The sequence below is a fragment of the Streptomyces sp. LS-MS-L19 genome (assembly GCF_058382285.1).
Genome location: NZ_JBYCLL010000001.1, coordinates 7,812,583 through 7,832,295, shown reverse-complemented (window position 1 = coordinate 7,832,295; position 19,713 = coordinate 7,812,583). Strand labels below are relative to the sequence as shown.

The 19,713-nt window shown below is 70.7% G+C and carries 18 protein-coding genes and 2 pseudogenes; 16 read left to right on the top strand and 4 right to left on the bottom strand.

Features of this window, described 5'->3' with window-relative positions; all coding sequences use genetic code 11:
• Nucleotides 1-284 precede the first annotated feature (284 nt).
• Complete coding sequence (locus AC2XR2_RS34920) at nt 285-1,097, top strand: hypothetical protein (protein WP_449349342.1); 813 nt, start codon at nt 285-287, stop codon at nt 1,095-1,097.
• A gap of 195 nt (nt 1,098-1,292) precedes the next feature.
• On the opposite strand, the gene AC2XR2_RS34915 is transcribed toward AC2XR2_RS34920, so the two are convergent.
• Complete coding sequence (locus AC2XR2_RS34915) at nt 1,293-1,916, bottom strand: TetR/AcrR family transcriptional regulator (protein WP_449349343.1); 624 nt, start codon at nt 1,914-1,916, stop codon at nt 1,293-1,295.
• 139 nt (nt 1,917-2,055) lie between these two features.
• Between AC2XR2_RS34915 and AC2XR2_RS34910 the strand changes: the two genes are divergently transcribed.
• From AC2XR2_RS34910 to AC2XR2_RS34885, 6 genes are all read left to right on the top strand, one after another.
• Nucleotides 2,056-2,871 (top strand): oxidoreductase, encoded by an 816-nt coding sequence (locus tag AC2XR2_RS34910; RefSeq protein ID WP_491517220.1) that lies wholly within the window; start codon nt 2,056-2,058, stop codon nt 2,869-2,871.
• Nucleotides 2,872-2,906: 35 nt separating this feature from the next.
• A complete protein-coding gene (locus AC2XR2_RS34905; protein ID WP_491517219.1) occupies nt 2,907-4,625 on the top strand; it encodes an NAD(P)/FAD-dependent oxidoreductase in 1,719 nt (572 codons plus the stop codon).
• Nucleotides 4,626-4,636: 11 nt separating this feature from the next.
• On the top strand, nt 4,637-6,094 hold the full coding sequence (locus AC2XR2_RS34900; protein ID WP_491518555.1) for an ATP-binding protein: 1,458 nt from the start codon (nt 4,637-4,639) through the stop codon (nt 6,092-6,094).
• Nucleotides 6,091-6,441, top strand: a complete 351-nt coding sequence (locus tag AC2XR2_RS34895; protein WP_381303000.1) for a UBP-type zinc finger domain-containing protein — start codon at nt 6,091-6,093, stop codon at nt 6,439-6,441. Before AC2XR2_RS34900 ends, AC2XR2_RS34895 begins: the two co-directional genes overlap by 4 nt.
• Nucleotides 6,442-6,555: 114 nt before the next feature.
• A complete protein-coding gene (locus AC2XR2_RS34890) occupies nt 6,556-7,434 on the top strand; it encodes an alpha/beta fold hydrolase (RefSeq protein ID WP_491517218.1) in 879 nt (292 codons plus the stop codon).
• A gap of 53 nt (nt 7,435-7,487) precedes the next feature.
• Nucleotides 7,488-8,003 carry a DUF302 domain-containing protein gene (locus AC2XR2_RS34885; RefSeq protein WP_381303002.1) on the top strand — a complete coding sequence of 172 codons (516 nt, stop codon included), beginning with the start codon at nt 7,488-7,490 and terminating at the stop codon, nt 8,001-8,003.
• 365 nt (nt 8,004-8,368) lie between these two features.
• Here the strand turns inward: AC2XR2_RS34885 and AC2XR2_RS34880 are convergent, their stop codons facing one another.
• Both AC2XR2_RS34880 and AC2XR2_RS34875 read right to left on the bottom strand, forming a co-directional pair.
• On the bottom strand, nt 8,369-9,163 hold the full coding sequence (locus AC2XR2_RS34880) for a maleylpyruvate isomerase family mycothiol-dependent enzyme (RefSeq protein WP_491517217.1): 795 nt from the start codon (nt 9,161-9,163) through the stop codon (nt 8,369-8,371).
• A 158-nt stretch (nt 9,164-9,321) separates the two neighbouring features.
• Nucleotides 9,322-9,447, bottom strand: a pseudogene (locus tag AC2XR2_RS34875) (TetR/AcrR family transcriptional regulator); the annotation flags it as partial.
• A 314-nt stretch (nt 9,448-9,761) separates the two neighbouring features.
• On the opposite strand from AC2XR2_RS34875, the gene AC2XR2_RS34870 reads away from it, so the two are divergent.
• Genes AC2XR2_RS34870 through AC2XR2_RS34860 form a run of 3 tightly spaced genes read left to right on the top strand, consistent with a single transcriptional unit; the run spans nt 9,762 to nt 13,296 of the window.
• Nucleotides 9,762-10,697, top strand: a complete 936-nt coding sequence (locus AC2XR2_RS34870; RefSeq protein WP_491517216.1) for an alpha/beta fold hydrolase — start codon at nt 9,762-9,764, stop codon at nt 10,695-10,697.
• Nucleotides 10,698-10,737: 40 nt separating this feature from the next.
• The gene (locus tag AC2XR2_RS34865) at nt 10,738-11,760 is read left to right on the top strand and encodes an NAD(P)/FAD-dependent oxidoreductase (protein ID WP_491517215.1); all 1,023 of its coding nucleotides are present in this window, start codon (nt 10,738-10,740) and stop codon (nt 11,758-11,760) included.
• A gap of 36 nt (nt 11,761-11,796) precedes the next feature.
• Entirely contained in the window at nt 11,797-13,296 is a 1,500-nt protein-coding gene (locus AC2XR2_RS34860; RefSeq protein WP_491517214.1) for an MFS transporter, read from the top strand.
• A 417-nt stretch (nt 13,297-13,713) separates the two neighbouring features.
• Here the strand turns inward: AC2XR2_RS34860 and AC2XR2_RS34855 are convergent.
• Nucleotides 13,714-13,995: pseudogene (locus AC2XR2_RS34855) on the bottom strand (CoA transferase); the annotation flags it as partial.
• 126 nt (nt 13,996-14,121) lie between these two features.
• On the opposite strand from AC2XR2_RS34855, the gene AC2XR2_RS34850 reads away from it, so the two are divergent.
• The 6 genes from AC2XR2_RS34850 to AC2XR2_RS34825 all read left to right on the top strand — a co-directional run bounded on the left by AC2XR2_RS34850 (nt 14,122) and on the right by AC2XR2_RS34825 (nt 19,703).
• Nucleotides 14,122-15,279, top strand: a complete 1,158-nt coding sequence (locus tag AC2XR2_RS34850; protein WP_491517213.1) for an NAD(P)/FAD-dependent oxidoreductase — start codon at nt 14,122-14,124, stop codon at nt 15,277-15,279.
• The gene (locus tag AC2XR2_RS34845; RefSeq protein WP_449349352.1) at nt 15,276-15,575 is read left to right on the top strand and encodes a (2Fe-2S)-binding protein; all 300 of its coding nucleotides are present in this window, start codon (nt 15,276-15,278) and stop codon (nt 15,573-15,575) included. The genes AC2XR2_RS34850 and AC2XR2_RS34845 overlap by 4 nt, the downstream gene beginning before the upstream one ends.
• A complete protein-coding gene (locus AC2XR2_RS34840) occupies nt 15,568-16,983 on the top strand; it encodes an FAD-dependent oxidoreductase (RefSeq protein ID WP_491517212.1) in 1,416 nt (471 codons plus the stop codon). The genes AC2XR2_RS34845 and AC2XR2_RS34840 overlap by 8 nt, the downstream gene beginning before the upstream one ends.
• A gap of 30 nt (nt 16,984-17,013) precedes the next feature.
• Nucleotides 17,014-17,907 (top strand): dihydrodipicolinate synthase family protein, encoded by an 894-nt coding sequence (locus tag AC2XR2_RS34835; RefSeq protein ID WP_491517211.1) that lies wholly within the window; start codon nt 17,014-17,016, stop codon nt 17,905-17,907.
• Between the two features lie 13 nt (nt 17,908-17,920).
• Nucleotides 17,921-18,922, top strand: coding sequence for a proline racemase family protein (locus tag AC2XR2_RS34830; protein ID WP_491517210.1), 1,002 nt, complete (start codon nt 17,921-17,923; stop codon nt 18,920-18,922).
• 103 nt (nt 18,923-19,025) lie between these two features.
• On the top strand, nt 19,026-19,703 hold the full coding sequence (locus AC2XR2_RS34825) for a GntR family transcriptional regulator (RefSeq protein WP_449349356.1): 678 nt from the start codon (nt 19,026-19,028) through the stop codon (nt 19,701-19,703).
• The last annotated feature ends 10 nt before the right edge of the window (nt 19,704-19,713 follow it).

Genomic DNA, 19,713 nt, shown 5'->3' with positions numbered 1-19,713 from the left:
AGCCGACGGCCACGGAGGTGGACTTGATGATCTGGATGCGGGCAGCGCTCATCGCAAAGACAGCCATCGGTCGACACCTCCTCTCGTCCCAGCTCGTAGGGCACGACAGCCGTGCGCCGTCGTGCGAAGCGGTCTTCACCCTAGGGGGCCGGCGTCGCGCCCGCCACCGGTTTTCCCTCACCCCCCGCACTCACTCGAACAGCCCGGTGCGCTGGTCGTACGGCGGCGGCGGTTGTGGCATGGAAGGCATCGGAAGGCATCGCCCACTTCCAGGAGACCTCGTGATGACCCAGCGTCCGCCCCGCCCCGTCCGTGTGCTCGCCTCCGCCCTGGCGGCGGGTGCCCTGTTGACGACAGCCGCCTGCTCGGACGGTGACGACAGCGGGGCGGAGAGCGCGGACACCACCCGGATCTCCTCCTCCCCGCTCGCCCAGGAGTCGCCGGCCGCGCTCACCCCGGCCGGGGCGCGGGCCGCCCTGGTGACGGAGGCGGATCTGGAGGGCGACTGGGACCAGGTGAAGAACGCGTCCACCTGGCACGACAGCCTGCTGGTCGGCAAGGTCGACGTGGCCGACTTCCTCTCCGCGAAGGCGAACGCGGCCGACTGCCAGAAGCTCCTCGACGCGCTCTACGACGACGACCTCCTGGGCAAGCCGTCGGGCGCGAGCGCGCTCACCGGCTTCCAGGAGGGCGAGTCCCGGTTGCTGTACCAGGTCGCCGCCTACGACAAGAGCACGCTGGACTCCTCCTTCGCCTGGCTGAAGAGCCTGCCGGACAAGTGCGACCAGTTCACGGCCACGGACAGTTCGGCCGGTAAGCGCACGGTCCAGGTGGTCGCGGCCTCGCTGCCCAAGGAGGGCGACGCCCGGCAGGGGTTGCAGGTCACGGTCCAGGGCACGTCGGGCGGTACGCCCACCACCCTCACCCTCGACGTCGCTGCCGTGCGGGTCGGCACGGACGCGATCACCGTCACCAACGGCGGCCTCGGAGGCGCGGACCACGACAGCACGGAGACCGCCGTGAAGCTGGGAACGGCTCGTCTTCAGGACGTGCAGGCGGGCCGGACCCCGTCCGGCGACCCGAGCGAGATCGAGTGACGGCACGGGTGAGGGCGGCCGCTGAAAACGAGCGTTGGCACAACCCCTGACCTGCGCTCATAGAGACGCCCGGAGACCCGCCGGCCGCGACCTCCGTCCGTTCGCGGAACTCGTCGACTCCCACGGGACACCGAGCGCCGAGCAGTGCCCACCACCGCAGAAGATGTCTGTGCGACGAGGTCGGCCGTGCCCCGGTCAGTGCCGGCGCGGGCGGGGCAGCAAGGCGAACGCGGTCTCCGCGATCGAGGTCAGGCGTTCAGCGCTGTGGCCGTACGCGCCCACGACATCGCTCCCGCGGATGACGGTCAGCAGAAGGTAGGCGAGGTCGTCGGGGTCCGCGTCGGGGTCGATGTCCCCGTTGCGCTGCGCCGCTCGCACACAGTCGGCCACCGCCGCCCGGACCACGGAGAAGCATTCGCCGGCCAGGCGCTTCACCTCGGCGTCGGAGGCGCCGATCTCCAGGGCCATCTTGGCGGCGAAGCAGGCCGACCCCGCCCGGTCGGAGGCGGGGGGCACGTCGGCGGCGAGTGGCACTCCGTGGACGGCGCGCAGCAGGTATGCGTGCAGTCGTTCCAAAGCGCCCTCGTCCGGTCCGTCGAGCATCTTGCGCGGCCCCTGCGCCAGCCGGGCGAAGTAGCCGCCCATCGCCTCCAGCAGCACGCCGTGCTTGCCGTCGAACGCGGCGTAGAGGCTGCCGCGGCCCAGGCCGGTGGCGGCGCTGATGTCGTCGACGCTCGTGCCGTTGTAGCCCGAGGCGCGGAACTGCCGCTCGGCGGCATGCAGGACGTGGTCGCGGTCAAAGCTTCGTGGTCTGGCCATACAGAGACGGTAAAGCCGATCCACCCTTCTTGACAACTCAGTACAGAACTGCCTAGGTTTCGGACTGTTCAGTAAACAAACGTCCTGAACTCACCGGACATCGCCCCACGGAGCCATGCCCACAACCCAAGGAACCACCATGCAGACAGTTCCCCGAGTGGCCCTCGTGACGGGCGCCTCCTCCGGGATCGGGCGGGCGGCGGCCCTCGCCCTCGTGGGCGCCGGCTTCGCGGTGGTCGGCACGAGCCGCAACGCGGCGAACGCCGAGCCGCTCGCCGGGGTGACGTTCCTCGATCTCGACGTGTCGAGCGACGAGTCGGTCCGCTCCCTGGTCGGGGAGGTGATCGAGCGGTTCGGCCGGATCGACGTCCTGGTCAACAACGCGGGCGTGGGCGCGGTCGGCGCCGGCGAGGAGAGCTCGATCGACCAGGCCAAGGAGGTCTTCGACATCAACGTCTTCGGCGTGATGCGGATGACCAACGCCGTGCTGCCCCACATGCGCGCCCAGGGCAGTGGCCGCGTGGTCAACGTCTCCTCGGTCCTGGGCCTGATCCCGGCGCCCTTCATGGCCGTCTACGCCGCCACCAAGCACGCGGTCGAGGGCTACTCCGAGTCCGTCGACCACGAACTCCGCGAGCACGGCGTGCGGATGCTGCTGGTCGAACCGGCCTACACCAGCACGAGTTTCGAGGCGAGCAGCATGGCACCCGACGCGCCCCTGCCCCTCTACGCCGCACAGCGGGAGGTCTCCCGGGACGTGCTGGCCACGGCCGTGCGCAACGCCGACGGCCCGGACGTGGTGGCGAAGGCGATCGTCGCGGCCGCCACCGACGCCAAGCCCAAGCTCCGGTACACCGCCGGCCCGATGGCCAGACGCGTCAGCCTCCTGCGCCGGATCGTGCCCTCGAGCGCCTTCGACGGACAGATCCGCAAGCTCAACCGACTGGCCGGCTGACCCCGCGGTACGGGGCGGCGCCCGAGGAGACGCATATGTCCACACCAGAGACACCGAAGCCGGCATCAGCGTCGCCCGTCCGACCGCACGTGGACGCTGCGCGGACCGTCATCCTGACCGTGGACGACGACCCGGGGGTCTCCCGCGCCGTCGCCCGCGATCTGCGGCGGCGCTACGGCGGTTCGTACCGGATCGTGCGCGCGGAGTCCGGTGAGTCCGCGCTGGAGGCGCTGCGGGAGCTGAAGCTGCGCGGTGACCTCGTGGCGGTGATCCTGGCCGACTACCGCATGCCGCAGCTGAACGGCATCGAGTTCCTCGAACAGGCCCTGGACGTGTATCCGGGGGCCCGGCGCGTGCTGCTGACCGCGTACGCGGACACCAACGCGGCGATCGACGCGATCAACGTCGTCGACCTCGACCACTACCTCCTCAAGCCCTGGGACCCACCTGAGGAGAAGCTCTACCCGGTCCTGGACGACCTGCTGGAGGCGTGGCGGTGCAGTGACTACCGGCCGGTGCCCGCCACCAAGGTGATCGGACACCGCTGGTCGGCGCGCTCCTCGGACGTACGGGAGTTCCTGGCCCGCAACCAGGTGCCCTACCGCTGGTACTCCACCGAGGAGCCCGAGGGGCAGCGGCTGCTGACCGCCGCGGGTGCGGACGGACAGCGACTCCCGGTGGTGATCACGGCGGACGGTACGGCGCTCGTCGAGCCGGAGATGCCCGAACTGGCCGCGCACGTGGGGCTGTCGACGACTCCGGCCGCGGACTTCTACGACCTGGTCGTCATCGGCGGCGGTCCGGCCGGGCTGGGCGCGGCCGTCTACGGGGCCTCGGAGGGCCTGCGGACCGTGCTCGTGGAGCGGTCGGCGACCGGCGGGCAGGCCGGGCAGAGTTCACGGATCGAGAACTACCTGGGCTTCCCCGACGGCGTGTCCGGCGGCCAGCTCACCGACCGGGCCCGGCGTCAGGCGACCAAGTTCGGCGCCGAGATCCTCACCACGCGGGAGGTGACCGGACTGGAGAGCAGCGGGGCGGCGCGGCTCGTGCGGTTCGCGGACGGGTCGCAGATCGCGGCGCACAGCGTGATCCTGGCGACCGGTGTCTCGTACCGGCAGTTGGAGGCTCCGGGTGCCGACGAGTTGTCGGGCCGCGGGGTGTTCTACGGGTCCGCGCTCACCGAGGCCGCCGCCTGCCAGGGCCACGACGTGTACATCGTCGGCGGCGCCAACTCGGCCGGGCAGGCGGCGATGTACCTGTCCAGGGGCGCCAAGTCGGTCACCCTGCTGGTGCGCGGAGCCGACCTCACCGCGTCGATGTCGCACTACCTCATCCAGCAGATCGCCGAGTCGCCGAACATCTCGGTGCGGGCCCACACGGTCGTCGAGGCCGCACACGGCGAAAACCAACTGGAACAGCTGACGTTGCGCGACACGACGAGCGGTCACACCGAACTCGTCGACGCGCAGTGGCTGTTCGTGTTCATCGGGGCGGCCCCGCTGACCGGCTGGCTGGAGGGCACGGTGTCGCGGGACGATCGCGGGTTCATCCTGGCCGGGCCGGACCTCACCCCGGACGGGCGGCCGCCGGCGGACTGGGAGCTGGACCGGCCGCCGTACCACCTGGAGACCAACATTCCGGGCGTGTTCGTCGCGGGTGACGCGCGCGCCGAGTCCGCGAAGCGGGTCGCGTCCGCTGTCGGAGAAGGAGCCATGGCCGTGATGCTCGTGCACCGGTATCGGGAGCAGTCGTGAGCGGGCGGCTGATGCCGTGCGACCCGGCGGAGATCAGTTCGCTGTTCCTGTTCGAGAAGCTCAGCGCCGAGCAGCTCGACAGGCTGTGCGCCGCGGGCCGGGTCGAACTGTTCGACCCCGGGCCGGTGTTCATCGAAGGTGACCCGGCGGCCTGCTTCTACGTGATGATCGAGGGCACGGTCGTCATGTCGCGCCGGGTGGGCAGCGACGACATCGAGGTGAGCCGCACGTCCCAGCAGGGGGTGTACGCGGGGGCCGTGATGGCGTACCTGGGGGACGGGAAACCGCAGCGGTACGTCAACTCGCTGCGGGTGTCGGAGCCGACGCGGTTCTTCGTGCTGCCCGCCGAAGCGTTCGCGAACTTCATGCACGAGTGGTTCCCGATGGCGGTCCACCTCCTGGAGGGGCTCGCCCTCGGTTCGCAGACCTTTCAGCGGGCCGTCGGTCAGCGCGAACGGCTGCTCGCGCTGGGCTCGTTGTCCGCAGGCCTCACCCATGAGCTCAACAACCCGGCCGCGGCGGCCGTACGGGCCACCGCGTCGCTCCGGGACCGGGTCGCGCACATGCGCAACAAGCTCGGCGTGATCGCCTCGGGCCCCGACCAAGGCGACGCGCTGAAGGCCCTGGTCGACCTCCAGGAGCGTACGGCCGAGCGGGTCTCCAAGGCGCCGGCACTGAGCCCGCTCGAAGCATCCGACCGGGAGGACGTGCTCAGCGACTGGCTCGACGACCACGGCGTCCCGAACGGCTGGCAGATCGCACCGACCTTCGTGCAGGGCGGTATCGACGCCGACTGGCTGGAGCAGATCGTGACGGTCGTCGACGAGCAGGAGATCCTGCAGATTGCCGTCGAGTGGCTCACCTACACGGTCGAGACCGAGCTGTTGATGTCCGAGATCGAGGACTCCACCACCCGTATCTCGCACCTCGTCGACGCCGCCAAGCAGTACTCGCAGCTGGACCGCGCCCCCTACCAGGTCACCGATGTCCACGAACTCCTCGACAGCACACTGCTGATGCTGTCGGGCAAGATCGGGCCACAGGTCAAGGTCGTCAAGGAGTACGACCGTTCGGTGCCGAGGATTCCGGCCTACCCGGCCGAACTGAACCAGGTGTGGACCAACCTGATCGACAACGCCGTCTTCGCCATCAACAGTGCGGGCGGCGAAGGCACGTTGACCGTACGCACTGCTGTGGTGCACGACCGGCTGCTGGTGGAGTTCCGCGACACGGGCCCGGGAGTGCCGGCCGAGATCCTCGGCCGGATCTTCGACCCGTTCTTCACCACCAAACCGGTGGGCGAGGGCACCGGGCTGGGGCTGGACATCTCCTGGCGGATCGTGGTCAACAAGCACCACGGTGACCTGAAAGTCGAGTCCGTACCCGGCGACACCCGCTTCCAGGTGCTCCTCCCCCTCACAGCCACCGCCCCCGGCACCGTCTCCGACCCGGCCCAGGAGCCCTCATGACCATGGACACCGGAATCGACCCCAGCGTCCCGCCCAGCGGTGCCGGCTGCGTCGAGTGCGACGCCGACGGCGGCTGGTGGTTCCATCTGCGGCGCTGCGCCCAGTGCGGCCACATCGGCTGCTGCGACGACTCCCCCGCCAAGCACGCCACCGCCCACTTCCGGGACACCGGCCATCCGGTGATCCGCAGTTACGAGCCGGGCGAGACCTGGTTCTGGAACTACGAGACGTCCGAGATGTACGACTCCGGTCCGGCCCTGGCTCCCCCGGACGCCCACCCCGCCGACCAGCCCTCCCCGGGACCGGCGGGACGCGTGCCGGCGAACTGGGCGGACACGCTGCGCTGAGCCCGGCCGACCAGGGCTTCCTGCGGAACACCCGTGCCGGGCTGCGGGCCCGGATCAGCGAAATGGGGAAAAAGCCCGCATCGAGGCATCCTCCTCACCTGAAAGGACAGAACCATGGAACACAACGAGTCACCCGACTCGACGTACGCGAGAACCTGGAGCAACGGCCGCGGCGAGGTGCGGTTCTTCACCCGGGCCGATGGCTCGCGGCTGCGCTACTACACCGTGGGCACCGGCACCGCCCTCGTGCTGATGCACACCGTGCGCGGCCAGCTCGACTACTTCCAGCGGGTGATCCCGCTGTTGTGGGACCACTACACCGTCTACGCGCTGGATCTGCCCGGGATGGGATGGTCCGACATCGTCCCCGGCGCACAGTACGAGGAGCCGCAACTGCGGGCCGCGGTCGTCGAGTTCGTCCGCGGACTGGACCTTCACGACGTCACCCTGTCGGGCGAATCGCTCGGGGGTGCCCTGTCCCTGCAGGCATCGATCGACCTGAAGGACCGGGTCAGCCGGGTCGTGGCGTTCAACGGCTACGACTACCCCCAGGGCGGCGAACGCGGAAACTTGATCGCCCGCGTCATCATCTCCAGCGTGCGGATGCCCGTGCTGGGCCCCTTCTTCGCCACCCAGGAGCCGCGGCCCGTCTTCCGGGCCATCCTGCAGGGCGGCTACGTCGACAAGACCAAGCTGCCCGAGGACTTCATCACCGAGTTGCTGAGGAGCGGCCGTCGCAAGGGCTACGACAAGGTGGCCCGAGGGATCTTCCGCAGCCTCAAGGGATTCGACCGGGCCCGCGAGCGCTACCCGCGCGTGTCGGCACCCGTCACCCTCGTCTACAGCGAGAACGACTGGTCCAAGCCCGCCGAGCGGGACCGGGTCGCCAACGCGCTGACCGACGTCCACCGCATCACCGTGCCCCGCACCGGCCACTTCTCCGCCCTGGAGCGCCCCGACGAGATGGCACGCATCCTGCTCGACGCGGCCTGACTCCGAACGACCGGCAACCCCCACCCCTCCCCATCCAGACATGGGAAAGAGCCATGACCCAGGCCGTCCCCCACCTCGTCAACCGCCTCGTCATCGACGCTGAGGACTCCTTCGACGACGTTCGCCGGCGCTACGAATCGCTGGTACCCGCCATCGACTTCGCCGAACTCACCGAGGTGGTCGGCACAGGCGACCTCGCGGCGTTGCAGGCCTACGTCGCCGCACACACACCTCATTCGTTCGCCATCTACTGGACGCTGGATCCGATGCCGGTGATGCGGCTGTCGGGACACCGGCTGCGCGCCGTGACGTACATGATGGGCAACAACGTCATCGCGGAAACCATGTTCCGGCACGACCCCGGCACCATCCTGTACGCCCCGCTGCGCACCGCGATCCACGAGACCGCCTCCGGCCCCGTACGGTTCAGCATCGACCAGCCGTCGACCAAATTCGCCGGCTTCGGCGATCCCCGCATCGCCGAGGTCGGAGCACAACTCGACGCCAAGGTCGCTGAACTGCTCCGCCTCATGGCACTGCCGGTACCACCGGAGCTGATCACGGCCTGACCCTTGGCACTCGCAGCAGTGTTTCGCTGAGGCGGCGGCCGCCAGCGCGTTGCCCACTCGTGGATGAGCTTCCGTACGTGGGCGTTCAGGGCCCGGAGGCGGCCGGCCCGGACGGACGGGCAGTACAGGAGCGTGAGTTGGGGACGCCGATCGTCGAGGTCGAGGTGACCTTTGCCGAACACACCCGATCACGCCGCCCCCTCTGCCGCAGATCGACGGTCCTGCGTGCCATCACCGGGCACCTGATCCCGTTGCGGACCGACGGCAGAAGGCACTTTCTCTTCCTCGCCAGTGATCCGGACACGACCCCGAGTGAAACGCGCAGGCCAGGGCATCTTTCCGTGCCCGTTGCCGCGCCGCCTGGCTCAGAACCCGGGGAAGACCCTGCGCAGGTCGTCGAGGGTGACGGTGTCACCGGTGAGGGTCACGGAGGGCGGGGTGTGGACGGGGGCGTGCCGGCCGGTGACGAGTCGCAGCCACCACTCGGCGGGGGCCGTCAGGACGGCGTCGGCGTTCTCGGGTTCGCCGGTGAGCGCGACCGTCTCGCCGACCGAGAGACCGAAGGTGCGGTCGGGGGCGGTGGTGTGCACCGCGACGGCGACGGGGCGGTTCTCCAGGGCGTCCGCCTTGCCGATGAAGCCCAGCAACAAACCGGCCTGGTCGAGGAGCGGCCCGGTCGCGGCGGACGCCAGGGTCGTCGACGGGTCGAAGGCCACCTCGACGTCCCATGAGTGGTGGGTGAACTCACTGAGCCGGAGCCCCGCCGCGGTCGCGACGTCCACCGGCGCGGGCAGGAAGCCGAGGTCGATCCGGAGGTCGCTGCGGGCCCCCGCGTCGAGGCCCTCGTAGCGTTCGACCAGCGCCTGGTTGGCGGTGACGAAGCCCTCGGCGCGCTCGGCCGGGGTCATCGCGTCCCAGCGGGCCCACACCGACTTGTTGAAGTCGCCGTCGGGGGCACCCGTACCGCCCGTCGCGCCCTCCAGTGCGGCCAGGCCTATTTCGGCGCCGCTGCCCAGATGGCTGAGCACCTGGGAGACGTCCCACTCCGACGCGCCGGACGGGCGGGTGAGATCGGCCGCGGTGAGTCTGTGCACCACAGCGGCGAGGTGGTCGTGCCCGCTGCGCAGGGCCTCGATGATCCGGTCTGCGGCTTCCGTCATGTTCGTTTCCCCAATGAAGTTGATCTGATGCGGTGTTGGCGTCAGACGGCGGTCGGCGTCACACGGCGGTCGGTGTCACACGGCGGTCGGTGTCACACGGCGGTCTGGAACGACGGAGTGCTGGTGGACCGGTTCGCCGTCCGGCATGGTTCCGGCGAGAGGCTGCCGCGGACCAGGCCGGTCGCGGCGCTGATGTCGTCGACGCTCGTGCCGTCGCAGCCCGGGAACTGCCGCTCGACGGCAGGCAGGACGTGTTCGCGGTCGAAGCTTCGAGGTCTCGCCATAGACCGAAGGTAAAGCCACCCTGCCGTATTTGACAAGACAGTACAGAACCCACTAGGTTTCGGACTGTTCAGTCCACAACCGCCCTGAACTCCCCGGACAGGGTGCGTGCACGCCTGGTGCGATGGAGAGCAACCCATGCTCCCCCGCGCCGCCCGGCATTGCGACGCCTTGCAGGCCGCGGTGTCCACGAGTCCTCGCTGTCGAACCTGAGCCGGATGCTCAGCGCGTACGCGATCCCCTACGCCACTTACTTGCTCCTTGGTCCGGGCTTGCCGGATCGCGACGCCGCGAAGGCGGCTTGGAGGTTGAACTCATGACACACGTGAGCCAGCGACCGCCCTTTGGCGACGACTCCCCGACCAAGGGGTCCCAGGCGTCCGACGGCGTCCGCCGTCGGACGGTTCAGGCAGGCGGACTGGAGGTTCCGATCCTCGAGGCCGGCAGCGGGCCGCTCGTGGTGTGCCTCCACGGGTTTCCCGACCACGCCGCCAGCTGGGCAGGGATCCTCGACCGCCTTGCGCAGGAAGGGTACTGGGCGGTCGCGCCCGCACAGCGCGGATACTGGCCCGGCGGCGCGGCCCCCGACGGCTCCTACCGCATCGCCTCGACCGGCCAGGACGTCCTGACCCTGATCGAAGCGCTCGGGCGCGAACAGGCGGATCTCATCGGCCACGACTTCGGAGCCGCGGCGGCGTACGGGGCTGCGACCCTCGACCCGAGCCGTGTCCGCAAGCTGGTCACCATGTCGGGTCCCCATGGCCGTCAACTGATGAACGCCTTGGTCACCGACGGTGACCAGCAGAGACGCAGCTGGTACATGTTCTTCTTCCAGACAGCCCTGGCAGAGGGGGCCGTCGAGTTCGACGACTTCGCCCTCGTCGATCGGCTCTGGCGGGAATGGTCACCCGGTTACGAACTGCCGGACGCGGAGCGTGCCGCGCTCAAGGAGACCCTGGGTGCTCCAGGAGTACTGACCGAGATCCTCGGCTACTACCGCCAGCTGTTCACGCTCCCCGCGGACGAGGCGGCCCAGTCCCTGCAGGCCCGGGCCTTCGGCGCCATCACCGTCCCGTCGCTCTACCTCCACGGTGCCGACGACAACTGCTTCTCCGTGCAGTTGAGCGACGGCATGGACGACCTGTTCACGAACGGCCTCGAACGCATCGCCATACCCGGCGTGGGGCACTTCCCGCACGTCGAACAGCCCAAGGCGGTCGCCGATCACATCCTGGGCTTCCTGAACAGCTGACCTCCTGCAACCACCCGGAACTCGAAGGACTGACCGAACCATGAACGACAAGGAAAAGCAGGAGACCGCGGCTGTGACGACTTCTCCGTACGCGAGCGACGCTCTGGCCGAGGGGACCGTCGACGCGGTGGTGATCGGCGGGGGCGCCGCGGGACTGAACGGCGCACTCATCCTCGCCCGTTCCCGCCGCTCGGTCGTCGTGATCGACAGCGGCTCCCCCCGCAACGCGCCCGCCGAGGCCGTGCACGGCCTCCTCGCCCTGGACGGCACCCCGCCCTCCGAACTCCTGCGACGGGGCCGCGAGCAGGTACGCCAGTACGGCGGACACGTCATCCACGGCCAGGTGGTCTCCGCCGAGCCCGCCGCCCCGTCGGCGGACGGCGACCTGCGGTTCACCGTCACCCTGGCCGACGGCCGCCACCTCACCGCCCGCCGCATCCTGGTCGCCACCGGCGTGAAGGACGTACTCCCTGAGGTGCCCGGTCTCGCCCAGCACTGGGGACACAGCGTGGTGCACTGCCCGTACTGCCACGGCTGGGAGGTGCGCGACGAGCCCATCGGCATCCTCGCCACCGGCCCCGCCTCCGTCGGCCCCGCACTGTTGTTCCGCCAACTCACCGAAGACCTCACCTACTTCACCAACGAAACCGACCTCGACGAAGACACCCGCACCCGCTTCGCCGCCCGCGGCATCCGCGTCATCGACACCCCGGTCACCGAGGTCGTCAGCGATGAGGACGGTGCCCTGGCCGGGGTGCGCCTGGCCGACGGTCAGGTCGTGGCCCGCCGCGTCCTCGGGGTCGTCCCGCAGATGCAGGCCCGCGCAAAGGGCCTGGAAGGGCTGAACCTGCCGGTGCAGGACCTGCCCACGGGCCGCACTTTCGCCTCCGGCACCGACGGCACCACCGAAGTGCCGGGCGTGTGGGTGGCCGGCAACGTCACCGACCCGGCCGCCCAGGTCGGGGCCTCCGCAGCAGCCGGCGCACTCGCCGGCATCGACATCAACAAGAAACTGGCCGTCGCCGACACCGACGCGGCCCTCCAGCCTCACCTTCACCGGTGACAGAACCCGTCAGACACGACCGAGCAAGGGAAACCAATGACTACCAGCATCGACCGCGGGGCGCCCGCCTCCGGAAAGAAAGACTCGGGCCTTCGCGGCTCCCATGCCGTGCGTTGGTGGGTGCTGGCCGTCATCGGCCTGGCGCAGCTCATGGTCATGCTCGACGCGACCGTCGTGAACATCGCGCTGCCCGAGGCGCAGCAGGATCTCGGCTTCAGTGACGGCAGCCGGCAGTGGGTCATCACGGGGTACGCGCTGGCGTTCGGCAGCCTGCTGCTGCTCGGCGGCCGACTCGGTGACCTGCTGGGCCGACGCACCCTCTTCGTGATCGGCTTGGCGGGTTTCGGGGCCGCGTCCGTTCTCGGCGGCGCGGCCGGCAGCTTCGAGATCCTCGTCGCGGCTCGCGTGGCCCAGGGCCTGTTCGCCGCGCTGCTCGCACCCGCGGCGCTCTCGCTGCTCAGCGTGACCTTCACCGAACCGTCCGAGAGGGCGAAGGCCTTCGGCATCTTCAGTGCGCTGGGCGGCGCGGGCGGCGCGGTCGGGCTGCTGGTCGGCGGCATGCTCACCGAATGGGCGTCGTGGCGCTGGGTGATGTACGTGAACGTCGTCTTCGCGGTCCCCGCCCTGATCGGTGCGTTGCTGCTGCTGGCCAAGCCCGTGATCACCAAGAAGCCCGAACTCGACATCCCGGGCATCGTCGTGGTGAGCGCCGCGCTGTTCGCCGTCGTCTACGGGTTCGCGCACGTCGAGTCCACCAGCTGGACCGACCCGGTCGCCCTCGGCTCCATGATCACCGGCGCGGTGCTGCTCGCGGTGTTCGTCCGGCTGGAGTCCAGGGTCGCGCATCCGCTGCTGCCGCTGCGGGTCGTGCTGGACCGGACCCGCGGTGGTTCGTTCATGGCGGTGTTCGTCATCGGCATGGGAATGTTCTCGATCTTCCTGTTCCTGACCTACTACTTCGCGGCCAGCCTGGGCTACTCGCCGATCAAGACCGGTCTGGTGTACCTGCCGATGGTCGCGGCCGTCGTCGCTTCGTCGACCACCATGCCGGTGCTGGTGCTGCCCAGGGTCGGCCCGAAGACGGTGATCACCGCCGGCTTCCTGTTCGCCGCGGCCGGTATGGCCCTGCTGACCCGGATCGAGCTGGACAGCACCTACGTCACCCACATCATGCCCGGCATGATCCTGATGGGTCTCGGCATCGGCGCGGTGATGACCACCGCGTTCCAGGGGGCGACCTCAGGCCTGCATCACGAGGACTCGGGTGTCGCCTCTGCGCTGATCAACACCGGTCAGCAGGTGGGCGGTTCGATCAGCACCGCGCTGCTGACCACCATTGCCTCGTCGGCCGCGACCGACTACCTCACCTCGCACAAGCCCAGCGCGCTGGCCGCGGCACAGGCCGGCGTCGAGGGCTACACGGCCACCCTCGCGTGGGGCTCCGGGTTCTTCGTCGTCGGTGCGGTGCTCGCGGCGCTCCTGATCCCGAACCGGGCCCTGGAGCCGTCCGAGGGAGAGCCCGTGATGGCCCACTGAGCCTGGCCCCACTCCGGAGATGCCCTGCCACCTGCGATGACTGCTGTCCTCAGGACACGAGTCAGCGCAGGAAGGCGGGGCATCTGTCGCGCACCGGAGAACCGCTGTCCGGCCTCGGGCCGCCGGCGATGGAGTCAGCGAGCTCCATGGGCACCTTCCAGCGCACGATCAGCGCACTTTCGCCGCTTGACGCCTCAGGCAGCGAACCTAGTTCTGGGCTCGCACGGCGAACTCCGCATACTCGGATGTTCGCTGGTCATGACCCGCTAGAGCCAGCGGTCCAGCGGGCGAGTGGCCGTCGGCATCGCCGTGGGGGTACCGCTGAACCTAGGTGCAGGTGCGGGCTGCGTGACGTCGTCGATGACGACGTAGGTGTCGCGCGCACGGAGGTGGGCGTGTCGTGCCGCCTCGGCCGGCGTGAGGACGGGCGCTCAGGAGAGCCGACAGCACGCCGATGACGAGGAAGGTGGATCCGCCGCCGAGGTCCCCGAGCGGGTTGACGGGAACCTGCGGCCTGTCCGCCGTCTGCCCGAGGCCGTGCAGCACACCGGTGATCGCGATGTACGTCAGGTCGTGACCAGCGGCGTGGCCCAGCGGTCCGGTCTGGCCCCAGACCGTCATACGGCCGTAGACGAGCCGGGGGTTGCGCGCGCGACAGGTGTCCGGGCCCAGGGCCAGGCGCTCGGTGCCCCCGGGACGCCGTCGACCGGCTTTGCCGGCCGCCTCCACGGTGCCTCGGGGCAGAAGGAGCAGCCGCGGCAGCAGAGCAGCGCGGGTTTGCCCGGGTGTGTTCTCCAGTCCAGCAATATGTGACATAGTACTGCCGTGAGCAAGCGACTGACCTGCGATGTCGTGGTCGTCGGAGCCGGGATGGTGGGTGCGGCCTGTGCTCTGTACGCCGCCCGGGCGGGGCTCGACGTGATCGTCGTCGACCGCGGTCCAGTGGCCGGGGGCACGACCGGCGCCGGTGAGGGCAATCTTCTGGTGTCCGACAAGGAACCGGGTCCCGAGCTACAACTCGCTCTGCTGTCGAGCGAGTTGTGGACCGAGCTGGCGGCAGAGGTCGGCGGGGCCGTCGAGTACGAGCGCAAGGGTGGCGTGGTCGTCGCCGCCACCCCCGACGGTCTCGGAGCCCTGGAGAAACTCGCGATCGGGCAGCGGTCCGCCGGAGTCGAGGCGGTGCCGGTGGCCGCGGACCAACTCCGCGACCTGGAGCCCCACCTGGCATCCGGCCTCGCGGGCGGTGTGCTGTATCCCCAGGACGCCCAGGTCATGCCGACGCTGGCCGCCGCCCATCTCGTACGGGCGTCGGGTGCCCGTCTGCTCACCGGCGCGACCGTGACCGAGGTGCGGCGCGACGCGGGCGGTGCCGTGCGCGGGGTGCGGACCGGCCGGGGCGAGATCCACGCCCCGTACGTCGTCAACGCCGCCGGGACCTGGGGAGCGGAGCTGGCCGCGCTGGCGGGAGTTCGCCTCCCCGTGCTCCCCCGGCGCGGCTTCGTCCTCGTCACCGAGCCGCTCCCCCGCCTGGTCCGCCACAAGGTGTACGCCGCCGACTACGTGGCCGACGTGGCCAGCGACTCCGCGGCCCTGCAGACCTCGCCGGTGGTCGAGGGGACGACGGCCGGACCGGTGCTCATCGGGGCCAGCCGGGAACGGGTCGGCTTCGACCGGTCGTTGTCGCTGCCCGCACTGCGGGCGCTGGCCGCCGGTGCGACCCGGCTGTTCCCCTTCCTCCAGCGGGTGCGCGCGATGCGGACCTACCTGGGTTTCCGGCCGTACATGCCGGACCACCTGCCGGCGATCGGGCCCGATCCGCGGGTGCCGGGGCTGTTCCACGCCTGCGGGCACGAGGGCGCGGGCATCGGACTGTCCACGGGCACAGGGCAGTTGATCGCCCAGGTACTCACCGGCCGGACACCCGACCTCGATCTCGCACCCTTCCGTCCCGCCCGGTTCTCCGACTCCGAGGAGGCCTCGTGAACCCGCTCAGGCTCGTGCGTGCCGAACCCGGACCCGCCTTCACCGTCACGCTCGACGGGCGGGAGATCGAGGCCCTGCCCGGCCAGACGGTCGCCGCCGCGCTGTGGACGGCGGGCGTCACCTCCTGGCGCGGCACCCGGGGCGAGGGCCGCCCGCGCGGGCTCTTCTGCGGCATCGGCGTCTGCTTCGACTGCCTGGTGACCGTCAACGACCGCCCGAACCAACGGGCTTGTCTGCTGCCCCTGCGCCCGGGCGACGCGATCCGCACCCAGGAGGGGACGGGCCACGATGAGTGAACCGACCCTCGCGGTGATCGGCGCGGGCCCGGCGGGACTCGCCGCCGGCCTCGCGGCAGCCGCGCGCGGCATCCACGTCACCCTGATCGACTCGGCCATGGAGGCGGGCGGGCAGTTCTACCGGCAGCCCGCGCCCGGCCTGGGCGCCCGTCGCCCACAGGCACTGCACCACCAGTGGCGCACCTGGGAGCGCCTGCGGGACGGGCTGCGAAGCCACGTGCAGGCGGGCCGAGTACGGCACTTGACGGATCATCACGTGTGGTTCGTCGAACGCCGGGGCGCCGCCGACTTCACCGTGCACGCCCTGCTCGGTCCCGAACAGGAGGAGCCGGCCGAGGTACGCGCCGACGCCGTCCTCCTCGCCACCGGCGGCTACGAGAAGGTGCTGCCCTTCCCCGGCTGGACCCTGCCCGGTGTCGTCACGGCGGGCGGGGCGCAGGCCATGCTCAAGGGCGGACTCGTGCTGCCCGGCCGTACCGTCGTCGTCGCGGGGACCGGACCACTGCTGCTGCCCGTCGCCGCCGGACTCGCCACCGCGGGCGCGACGGTCGCCGCCCTGGTGGACTCGGCCGATCCCGGAGCGTTTCTACGACGGTCCCGGGCGCTGGCGGCCCAGCCCGGCAAGGTCGCCGAAGGAGCCCGGTACGCGGGGCGGTTGGCCCGGCACCGGGTCCGCAGCCTCCTCCACCACACCGTCGTGGAGGCGCACGGCACCGAGCGGCTGGAGGCGGTCACGGTCGCGGCGCTCGACCAGGACGGGCGGGTGCGCCCCGCCACGCGACGGCGCCTGGTCTGCGACACCCTCGCCGTGGGCCACGGCATGCTGCCGCACACCGATCTCGCCGACGTGCTGGGCTGCCGGGTCGACGGGAGTGACGTGTACGTCGACGAGGAGCAGCGCACCGATGTGCCGGGCGTGTGGGCGGCGGGCGAGACCACCGGGATCGGCGGCTCCGCCCTCGCGCTCGCCGAGGGGCACATCGCCGGGCGCTCGATCGCGGCGCGGCTCACCGGCCAGGAACCGGATCCGAGCGGGTGGGCGGCCGCCGCGCGGGCCCGGGAGAAGCTGCGCGCGTTCTTCGTCGCCGTCGACTCCGTGTACGCGCCGCCCGCGCACTGGGCCGAGCAGGTCACCGACGAGACGGTGGTGTGCCGTTGCGAGGAGGTACCTGCCGGGGCGGTGCGAGCGGCGGTCCGCGAGCTGGGGGCCGGTGACCTGCGGACCGTGAAGCTGCTGACGCGGGCCGGGATGGGCTGGTGCCAGGGCCGGATGTGCGGACCCGGGGTCGCTGGAGTCGCCGGGTGCGCGGAGACCACGGGACGCAGACCCTTCGCGCGGCCGGTACCGCTGGGGGTGCTGGCGCGGCCCGGGGAGCACGGGGATCTGCCGGAAGAACGGGATCAGTGAGATGTCACACCCTACGGAGAGGGAAACCGCATGACCACCGACCTTCGCCCCTGGCGCGGTGTCCTCGTCGCCACCGCGCTCCCCCTGAACGACGACCTGTCCGTCAACTACGGCAAGTACGCCGAACACTGCGCCTGGCTCGTGGAGAACGGCTGCGACGGTGTCGTACCGAACGGCTCGCTCGGCGAGTACCAGGTGCTCACCCCCGAGGAGCGCGCCAAGGTCGTCGAGACGGCCGTGGCCGCCATCGGCGGTGAGCGGGTCATGCCGGGCGTGGCCGCGTACGGCTCGGCGGAGTCGCGTCGCTGGGCCGAGCAGGCGCGCGACGCGGGCTGCGCGTCGGTGATGCTGCTGCCGCCCAACGCCTACCGCGCCGACGAGCGGGCCGTGCTCGCCCACTACGCCGAGGTCGCGAAGGCCGGACTGCCGGTCGTCGCGTACAACAACCCCATCGACACCAAGGTCGACCTCGTGCCGGAACTGCTCGCCACGCTGCACGGGGAGGGGTTCATCCAGGGGGTGAAGGAGTTCTCGGGAGACGTCCGCCGGGCCTACCGGCTCGCCGAACTCGCCCCGGAACTCGACCTGTTGATCGGTGCGGACGACGTCCTGCTGGAGCTCGCGATCGCGGGCGCCAAGGGCTGGGTGGCCGGCTACCCCAACGCCCTGCCGAAGTCCTCGGTCGAGCTGTACCGGGCCGCGACCCGGGGCGACCTCGACACCGCCCTGCCGCTCTACCGCCAACTGCATCCGCTGCTGCGGTGGGACTCCCAGGTCGAGTTCGTGCAGGCGATCAAACTGTCCATGGACATCGCGGGCCGGCACGGCGGTGCCTGCCGCCCGCCGCGGGTGCCGCTGCTCCCCGGGCAGGAGGCCGCCGTCCGGGCGGCCACCGAGAAGGCCCTCGCGGCCGGACTGGTGTGAGGGAGGACGGGACATGCGCAGCAGACTTGTCCTGCACGCCGTCGACTCACACACCGAGGGCATGCCCACCCGGGTGATCACCGGCGGGATCGGGACCATCCCCGGCGCGACCATGAACGAGCGGCGGCTGTACTTCCGTGAGCACCGCGACGACATCAAGCAGCTGTTGATGAACGAGCCGCGCGGGCACTCCGCGATGAGCGGCGCGATCCTCCAGCCGCCGACCCGCCCGGACTGCGACTGGGGGGTGGTCTACATCGAGGTCTCCGGCTATCTGCCGATGTGCGGCCACGGCACGATCGGGGTCGCGACCGTGCTGGTGGAGACCGGCATGGTCGAGGTCGTCGAGCCAGTCACCACGATCCGCCTGGACACGCCGGCGGGCCTGGTCCTCGCCGAGGTCGCGGTGGAGGACGGCAGGGCGAAGACGGTCACCCTCCAGAACGTGCCGTCCTTCTCCGTCGGCCTGGACCGCAAGGCCACCCTGGCCGACGGGCGGACGGTGACGTACGACCTGGCGTACGGCGGCAACTTCTACGCCATCCTGCCGCTGGAGCAGTTCGGGCTGCCCTTCGACCGTGCCCGCAAGGACGACATCCTGGCGGCGGGACTGGCGCTCATGGAGGCGATCAACGCCGAGGTGGAACCTGTGCACCCGGAGGACCCCTCGATCCGCGGCTGCCACCACGTCCATCTGATCGCCCCCGGCGCCACCGCCCGGCACTCACGGCACGCCATGGCCATCCACCCCGGCTGGTTCGACCGCTCCCCCTGCGGCACCGGCACCAGCGCACGCATGGCACAGCTGCACGCACGCGGCGAACTCCCGCTGCACACCGAGTTCGTGAACGAGTCCTTCATCGGGACGCGGTTCACCGGCCGGCTGCTCGGCACCACCGAGGTCGCGGGGCGCCCGGCGGTCCTGCCCAGCTTCACCGGCCGGGCCTGGATCACCGGCACGGCCCAGTACCTGCTCGACCCGACGGATCCGTTCCCGGCCGGGTTCGTACTCTGAGGCCGCGACAATGAGCCGTATCACGTGACATTGCACATCACCCCCTCATCGCCCCACCCTCATCGCCCCATCCCCATCGCAGCATCCCCTAGGAGACGAGCTCATGGCAGCCCAGCGCACCGGCGCTCCCGACCTGCCCGTCCTGGGCGGCAAGAAGAGCAGCTACCGGGAGCGGGTCGCGGACGCCCTGCGGGCCGCGCTGATCGCGGGCGAACTGCTGCCGGGCCAGGTGTACTCGGCGCCCGCGCTCGCCACCCGCTTCGGCGTCTCGGCGACGCCCGTCCGCGAGGCCATGTTGGACCTCGCGAAGGAGGGCCTGGTCGACACCGTCCCCAACAAGGGTTTCCGGGTCACGGCGGTCTCCGAGCAGCAGCTCGACGAGTACACCCACATCCGCTCGCTCATCGAGATCCCCACGGTGGTGGAGCTGGCCACGACCGCCGACCCGGTCTCCCTGGAGGCGCTGCGGCCGGCCGCCCGGGAGATCGTGCAGGCGGCGGTGGCGGGGGACCTCATCGCCTACGTCGAGGCCGACACCCGGTTCCACCTCGGCCTGCTCGCCCTCGCGGGCAACGCGCATCTGGTGGAGGTGGTCCGGGATCTCCGCAAGCGGTCCCGTCTGTACGGGCTCACTCCGCTGGTGAAGTCGGGGCGTCTGCTGGCCTCGGCGGAGGAACACCTGGAGCTGCTGGACGCGTTGGTCGCCCGCGACGAGGACGGGGTGCGGTCGGTGATGACGCGGCACATCGGGCACGTAAGGGGGTTGTGGGCGGCGCGGTAGGGGGTGGGGG

What these genes read in the sequence shown, in the direction of transcription:
- AC2XR2_RS34860 (WP_491517214.1), top strand. Translation starts at nt 11,797, where the DNA reads ATGACTACCAGCATCGACCGCGGGGCGCCCGCCTCCGGAAAGAAAGAC.
- AC2XR2_RS34920 (WP_449349342.1), top strand. Translation starts at nt 285, where the DNA reads ATGACCCAGCGTCCGCCCCGCCCCGTCCGTGTGCTCGCCTCCGCCCTG.
- AC2XR2_RS34870 (WP_491517216.1), top strand. Translation starts at nt 9,762, where the DNA reads ATGACACACGTGAGCCAGCGACCGCCCTTTGGCGACGACTCCCCGACC.
- AC2XR2_RS34830 (WP_491517210.1), top strand. Translation starts at nt 17,921, where the DNA reads ATGCGCAGCAGACTTGTCCTGCACGCCGTCGACTCACACACCGAGGGC.
- AC2XR2_RS34890 (WP_491517218.1), top strand. Translation starts at nt 6,556, where the DNA reads ATGGAACACAACGAGTCACCCGACTCGACGTACGCGAGAACCTGGAGC.
- AC2XR2_RS34885 (WP_381303002.1), top strand. Translation starts at nt 7,488, where the DNA reads ATGACCCAGGCCGTCCCCCACCTCGTCAACCGCCTCGTCATCGACGCT.
- AC2XR2_RS34880 (WP_491517217.1), bottom strand. Translation starts at nt 9,163, where the DNA reads ATGACGGAAGCCGCAGACCGGATCATCGAGGCCCTGCGCAGCGGGCAC.
- AC2XR2_RS34895 (WP_381303000.1), top strand. Translation starts at nt 6,091, where the DNA reads ATGACCATGGACACCGGAATCGACCCCAGCGTCCCGCCCAGCGGTGCC.
- AC2XR2_RS34910 (WP_491517220.1), top strand. Translation starts at nt 2,056, where the DNA reads ATGCAGACAGTTCCCCGAGTGGCCCTCGTGACGGGCGCCTCCTCCGGG.
- AC2XR2_RS34915 (WP_449349343.1), bottom strand. Translation starts at nt 1,916, where the DNA reads ATGGCCAGACCACGAAGCTTTGACCGCGACCACGTCCTGCATGCCGCC.
- AC2XR2_RS34825 (WP_449349356.1), top strand. Translation starts at nt 19,026, where the DNA reads ATGGCAGCCCAGCGCACCGGCGCTCCCGACCTGCCCGTCCTGGGCGGC.
- AC2XR2_RS34905 (WP_491517219.1), top strand. Translation starts at nt 2,907, where the DNA reads ATGTCCACACCAGAGACACCGAAGCCGGCATCAGCGTCGCCCGTCCGA.
- AC2XR2_RS34900 (WP_491518555.1), top strand. Translation starts at nt 4,637, where the DNA reads ATGCCGTGCGACCCGGCGGAGATCAGTTCGCTGTTCCTGTTCGAGAAG.
- AC2XR2_RS34840 (WP_491517212.1), top strand. Translation starts at nt 15,568, where the DNA reads ATGAGTGAACCGACCCTCGCGGTGATCGGCGCGGGCCCGGCGGGACTC.
- AC2XR2_RS34835 (WP_491517211.1), top strand. Translation starts at nt 17,014, where the DNA reads ATGACCACCGACCTTCGCCCCTGGCGCGGTGTCCTCGTCGCCACCGCG.
- AC2XR2_RS34865 (WP_491517215.1), top strand. Translation starts at nt 10,738, where the DNA reads ATGAACGACAAGGAAAAGCAGGAGACCGCGGCTGTGACGACTTCTCCG.